General features: G+C 45.7%; 6 protein-coding genes. 3 read left to right on the forward strand and 3 right to left on the reverse strand.

Going from position 1 to position 6,067, the window contains the following annotated elements; genetic code table 11:
- The first annotated feature begins 350 nt into the window (after window positions 1-350).
- From ACR2PX_RS13020 to ACR2PX_RS13030, 3 genes are all read left to right on the forward strand, one after another.
- Window positions 351-773: a gluconate 2-dehydrogenase subunit 3 family protein gene (locus ACR2PX_RS13020; RefSeq protein ID WP_433999791.1), complete on the forward strand. Its 423-nt coding sequence runs from the start codon at window positions 351-353 to the stop codon at window positions 771-773.
- A complete protein-coding gene (locus ACR2PX_RS13025; RefSeq protein WP_433999786.1) occupies window positions 748-2,409 on the forward strand; it encodes a GMC family oxidoreductase in 1,662 nt (553 codons plus the stop codon). Before ACR2PX_RS13020 ends, ACR2PX_RS13025 begins: the two co-directional genes overlap by 26 nt.
- A gap of 164 nt (window positions 2,410-2,573) precedes the next feature.
- Window positions 2,574-3,473 carry a hypothetical protein gene (locus tag ACR2PX_RS13030; RefSeq protein ID WP_433999787.1) on the forward strand — a complete coding sequence of 300 codons (900 nt, stop codon included), beginning with the start codon at window positions 2,574-2,576 and terminating at the stop codon, window positions 3,471-3,473.
- Here ACR2PX_RS13030 and ACR2PX_RS13035 read toward each other — a convergent pair whose 3' ends face one another.
- The 3 genes from ACR2PX_RS13035 to ACR2PX_RS13045 are packed head-to-tail and all read right to left on the reverse strand — an operon-like array spanning window position 3,474 to window position 5,934.
- The gene (locus ACR2PX_RS13035) at window positions 3,474-4,628 is read right to left on the reverse strand and encodes a cytochrome-c peroxidase (protein ID WP_433999788.1); all 1,155 of its coding nucleotides are present in this window, start codon (window positions 4,626-4,628) and stop codon (window positions 3,474-3,476) included.
- Between the two features lie 14 nt (window positions 4,629-4,642).
- Complete coding sequence (locus tag ACR2PX_RS13040) at window positions 4,643-5,041, reverse strand: FixH family protein (protein WP_433999789.1); 399 nt, start codon at window positions 5,039-5,041, stop codon at window positions 4,643-4,645.
- Window positions 5,041-5,934: a tetratricopeptide repeat protein gene (locus ACR2PX_RS13045; protein WP_433999790.1), complete on the reverse strand. Its 894-nt coding sequence runs from the start codon at window positions 5,932-5,934 to the stop codon at window positions 5,041-5,043. Before ACR2PX_RS13045 ends, ACR2PX_RS13040 begins: the two co-directional genes overlap by 1 nt.
- Between the last annotated feature and the right edge of the window lie 133 nt (window positions 5,935-6,067).

The following is a 6,067-nucleotide window of genomic DNA, read 5'->3' on the forward strand; positions in this document are numbered from 1 at the left end:
GTAGCTGTGGATTAATTGGTTTACGCATGATTTTTGAAAATAACAGCCGGTAGTTGAAAACTTCAGTATCTATATTGGGCTACAAGCTATTATTTTCAAGGGTTGAGGGTTTTCGGACAGGCACTAGTTAAGTCACCATGATTAACGGCTGTTGATTAAACAAATTTAGTAGTTAATAACATCAGATTGTGCTTAACGCCCGATATGTCACTCTTATGAGATCGTTATGATTATTAAATATGAGGATGAATCAACGCAGACTCGAATACTTGTTAGCCGAAGGCTGGTATTGAAGCTGATGGCTCTTGCCCCACTATGCTGGGACACAACTTACGCTCAATCAACCCAAAGTGAGCTGTCAGCAGCTGCCCCCCCCTAAGATTCTACCCTCCATACTGGATGTATTGATTCCACGCGATCAAACCCCGAGCGCTACCGATCTCGATTTAGATCGTTCAATAACAGAAATAGCAGCGCAAATACCCAATTACCCGGAACTCCTCCAACAAGGAACACAGTGGTTTGAAAATACCAGCATCCAATCATTTAACGCGTCTTTTCCCGATCTAATTATCCATTCTCAGGAACTCATTGTAGAAGCTTCATTTAAGCAACCCGAAATGACGTTACCCCGAGTTTTCATTGAGAGATTAAGAGACGATGTGATGACGCTTTACTACCACAACAGTGCATCATGGGGTGGTATGGAGATTGATCGACCCATTCAACCCATTGGGTACCCAGAACATGAAGAACCCCCTGAAAAGCTTTGATGCCGATGTCATCATAATCGGAGCCGGTGCAGGAGGCGGTTCAGCTGCCTGGAGACTGACCCAACAGGGTTTCAAAGTCAAAATCCTGGAAGCTGGCCCAGCTTATCTTCCTTCAAGGGATTATCTTCAAAGCGCTGACACCTGGGAAAAGCCTTTCCCCTCTAAACCTTCCTCCAAAGGGGCCTACGAAGTAGCCAAGTTACAAAACATACAGGATCTGGAGTTCGAGCTGAGATCCTGGAACCAAATTAAGGGATTGATCGTAAAGGGAGAGCAACGAGCCAACCTTGGATACCATCATGTTCGTGGCGTTGGGGGAAGCTCCCTGCAGTTTACTGGCGAGGCTCATCGCCTCAACCCGGATTCGATGAGAATGAAAAGTCAATTCAATGCAGCAGCCGACTGGCCTGTTGATTACAACGATCTGGAACCTTTCTATCAGACAGCAGAAAAGCTGGTTGGGGTATCAGGCCCAACCTCTGACCCAAGATGCCCACGCTCTTCCCAATACCCACTCCCCCCTCACCCCTATAGCTTTGCTGCTCAGGTATTGGAAAAAGCCGCTATCCGCACCGGCCATAAACCCCAGCCCAACTCCCTGGCTGTTCTCAGCAAACCCTACGATAACCGCCCCGCTTGTAATTACTGTGGCGGTTGCCAGCGTGGATGTATGCTCACAGACAAAGGCAGCATCGATGTCACTTATTTAAAACATGCCGTAAACAGTGGTCAATGTCAGATAATTCCTGAGGTTGAAGTGCTCAAGTTAGAAACGCGCAATAACCGGGTCAGCAGTCTTTTAGCCTTCCATAAAGGTGAACTACATCAATTATCCGCCCCATGGATTATTGTTGCAGCAGGCGCCATACAAACACCTCGACTGTTATTGAATTCAGCCAATACTCACCATCCCCACGGAGTAGGAAACCATCATGGTTTAGTAGGCCAGAATTTCATGGAAACCCTCCTGACCACGGTATCAGCAGCACACCCTGATAAACTCGGGAGTTATCGAGGCCTTCCTGTTAACTGGGTAAGCTGGAAATATAACGCTCCAGACGCCATTCCGGATGTTATTGGTGGCTGTCGCTTCGCACCGTCTATGTCTGAAAGTGATCTGGTGGGTCCAGTCGCTTATGCGACAAGGGTCATTTCAGGGTGGGGTTTGAAGCATAAGGCTCAAATGAGAAAGGAATTAGGTAAAGTGCTTTCAATGACGTCCATAGGAGAAAGCCTTCCCCATAAAAAGAGCTTTATCAGCCTTTCCGATCAATTGGATCAACACGGCATCCCTATCCCTAAAATTCATTCGTATTTGGACCAGAATGCGATATCACGGCTCAGATTTATGACGGATGAATGCAGAAAAATACTGGCTGCAGCAGGTTGTGACACACCTTTTGAAACATTCAATTCAGCCGATGCTTTTTCATCGACCCATGTCTTTGGCACCTGCCGAATGGGAACGGATGCCAAAAACAGTGTTTGTGATTCTTATGGATCAGTACATGGTATCAAGAACCTTTTTATCTGTGACGCCAGCATTTTTCCTTCAACCGGTGGAGGAGAATCCCCGGTACTGACCATACAGGCTCTTGCCATCCGATCAGCGGATTATATACGGACATTAAACTGATAAAAATGATGATCAACTTCACCAGGACACAGTCTCACAGCCTGTTTGGTTTTTGGCCTGATTTTTGGCTGACATCAGGCCTTTCAGTCTTAGTGATCACAGGTTTACTCATAGCAGGGCCAACATCGGAAGAAGGCGTCAGTGGTGGAGTACAAATAATATCAATGGCACTGATACTGCAGCTCCTGCTTAACTGGCCCCATTTTATGGTGTCTTATCGCCTTCTTTATAGACAGCCAAACTGCTTTAAACAGTTTTTTGGCTCAACCCTCGTTGTTCCCGGAATTCTAATACTGCTGATCGCTATTATTTTACTACTGGCCGAAAGCTCACCCGAACAGGTCAGCCTATCATTTCTTATGTCTTATGGCTTCTGGCTGACTGCCTCGTTTTATCTGGCGTGGCATTACGTGGGTCAGGCCTGGGGCTGTTTTTCAGCTTTTTCGATGTTGTCCGGTCATTCATGGAGCCCTGTCCAAAAACGACTGCTTCACTGGAGTTTTAAGAGTTTAATTGCATGGCATGTCATATGGGCAGCCCGTTTATTGCCAGCTATGCCATGGATTGAATGGCTGCAGACAGACAGTGTGTATCTGGTTGCATCTTGCCTGGCCATGACCGGTTTTATCGTGTCAGGGTATTTGTTGTTACCGGCATGGATAAAAGGAAAAATTGACGTAAGATCAATCGGGATATGGTTCAGTCTGTTCTTTTGGTATTTTGCTATTTACAGCAATCCAAGCTCCATTTTCTGGGTCCAGATAGCTCACTCGCTTCAATATATGGTGTTTGTTACCCGAGTCGAAGCTAATCGTCCCCAGCCTACCAACTCGAAGCTATCCACTACAGCACGGATTCAGCTTGTTTATTTAGGCGCCATACTGGCCGGGGCGCTGGTGTTTTATCAGGCTGAAATGAGTACCAACCTGCAGAGTGCAACGCCCACTCTTATTGGTTTGCTGGCAATCGCCATCAACATCCACCACTACTATGTAGACAGCTCTATCTGGAAGCTGCGGAGTGAACCCACACGAGCGTTACTGTTTGGGCATCTTAAACAATAATTACAGCGCTTTTAAAAACTCGAGCAGCTCTTCTTTTTCTTCACTGGATAACCCTAAAGGCTTTAACTCTGAAAGGGTTCGTGTATTCAACATTCGACCATGAACTCCCGCTGGCGCTCTGTCATAGTGCTCAATCATTTGCTGCAGAGATGAAAACTGACTGGCGTGTCCAAAGTGAGATTTTGTGCCAACATTTCGCAACGTTGGCGTTTTGAATGATCCAAAGTTTTCATCAATAGTCTGGTTCACATAATTCAAATGTCGGCACTCCTCTTTGCTGGCATCTGAATAAAGACTGTAACAACTGAACTCGCTGCCTTTTATTTGCGGTAATACTTCATAACGCCCTGCTTCAATACCCAGCTCTGGCCTTGTGGGCATTGCCGTATTATGAAAAGAAAAATCGGTAAATAAAGGCCCATCATGACAATTTGAGCAACTGGCCTTGCCGGTAAAAACTTTGAAACCTTTCCATATTTTTTCCTGTTCATTATTGAGCGCAGTGCCTGTTATTTTTGCCTTAGCGACCTCATCCCACCGTGAAGGTGGAATCGGGAGGCTTGTCTGAAAAGCGGCCAGAGACTTACCAATTAAGGAAAAGATGAAATTAATGGAAACCGTCGGTGGGGAACCATTTTTTGAAACCATCCAGCTGTTTACACGGTTTAAATGCTGCTGGTACTTAACGGACGTAGAGGTAATTCTATCCAACTCGTCTGGATACTTTCGGGCAACGTGAACAACGGCACTCAAACGATCAAAGTTATGTTCATCCGGATTCTGAATGGGCCCTAATGACTGTGCCCATAAACTGTCAGCCCTTCCGTCCCAAAAAAAGAAACGGTTATAGGCAACACCGGTAATTTGCATGACTGACCTGAAAGCTCGAGAGCTCCCGGCAGGTATTGATTCATTGGCAATATACCGGCCACTCGTAAAGTGACATGTCGAGCAAGACACTGCTTTGGAGGCACTCATTCCTGAATCAAAAAACAATTTCCGGCCCAAACCTATGGCATCCTGATCCTTCTGAAACCCATTGGATGGATCGTTAGGGGGGCTCGACAACCCCATTATGGAAAAATACTTTGCATCGGCTGCATCATTGGCATAAGTGATTGAGCTGATCAGAATACCCAGTAGCCAGAAAATCACTAACCTTGATACGTTCACGGCTTGATATAAAGGGGTAGAGTAAACTGATCAGAAGTGTTGTTATCACTTTCAACTTTTATGACAAGCAACCAGGCTCCACGCATCGAAAAGCTGATGCCTCGCAGGGCATACAATCCAGGTTCTTTCTCCTCAATATAAGGCGAAGTCGGAAAACCATGGCCATGCCCTGGCATACCACCCTCTACTTTGAGCTTCAACCCTGTTGCTGGACGTGCATCCGCTGTCAGCAAGTTGAACTCTACATCAGTAATTTTGTGCAGCTCTATTTCATCAAGCGCGCTTGCAAAGGAAATAGCCCAAGCGCCATTATCAGACTTTATGATATCGCCGCTGGCAACCAACACGTGAGAGAGAACAATAAATAGAATGCAGCATTTGATGACAAAACGCATTATTGGTACCTGTGTTTTGAATTATCAATGAAAAGGTGACCATGGGGGCGATCATGGTTGGCTACAAACCATTCACGGGCCCGGCTTTTAACTTTATTTATCTGATCTTTTGTAAGAGCCTTGGCTGCAAGAGCCCTTATATGATGTGCTTCAAAAACACCGGCACTGGCAGCAAGATCCAGCCAAAAATAGGCTTGTTCATTATCACGGGCTACTGCCAGCCCCTCGTAGTACATTAACCCTAGAAGGTACTGACATCTTTCATCCCAGGCTAAGGACGCTATTTTCGCTATTCTATAGGATTCGCCAAGCCCGCTTTTATTCTCCAAATCCTTATTGTACAAAAAGAAGGCCAATGAGTAGTTAGCTGACTTTATGCCTTTGGATATAGCCTGCCGATAAAAAACCTCCGCTTTTTCAATATCTGCAGAGCCTAATTCAGCAAATAAGTACATTTCGGCAATGGTTGAAAGGGCTTCTGAGTAACCACCATCAGCAGCCTTCAGATAATACTCCACGGCCTTTTGCGGGCTCTTTTCCAGAAAAGTGCCTGTTCTGTACAATTCAGCTATCGTCGATAAAGCCGGAGGAAAGCCTTTTTTAGCGGCACTATTAATATCATTAACTGCAGCCCGGACTTCTGCCTCTGAAGCATTTCTACCTAAAACCAGTTTGGCCCTCAGATAGAAACCTTCCAGACTCCCCAGCTTTGCTGCCCTGACAAAAACCTGCTCTGCCCCAACAAGATCCTTCTCACCACCTAACCCATTCATCAATAGATGACCGTATGCAAGACGGGCTGATAAATCAGCTTCAGCCCCTAATGCCAGGTATTCTCTTGCCTTTGTGAAGTCTGGAGATCCAAGAGAACCAGAAAGGTATAAAGCCCCCAACTTGGCACTAGTACTCCATCCTGCAGAGATAGATATCGAATCATGATTGACCGATCAGGCATATTCTGCACAGACAATAATCTTCTGAAATATCTGGTACAGGCCAAAACCTCGCAATAATTTGTCATGAATT

It is taken from the genome of Endozoicomonas sp., assembly GCF_051008435.1.
GTDB lineage: Bacteria > Pseudomonadota > Gammaproteobacteria > Pseudomonadales > Endozoicomonadaceae > Endozoicomonas_A.

Coding starts and splice junctions, on each gene's coding strand:
- ACR2PX_RS13025 (WP_433999786.1), top strand. CDS start 748: ATGAAGAACCCCCTGAAAAGCTTTGATGCCGATGTCATCATAATCGGA.
- ACR2PX_RS13030 (WP_433999787.1), top strand. CDS start 2,574: ATGGCACTGATACTGCAGCTCCTGCTTAACTGGCCCCATTTTATGGTG.
- ACR2PX_RS13040 (WP_433999789.1), bottom strand. CDS start 5,041: ATGCGTTTTGTCATCAAATGCTGCATTCTATTTATTGTTCTCTCTCAC.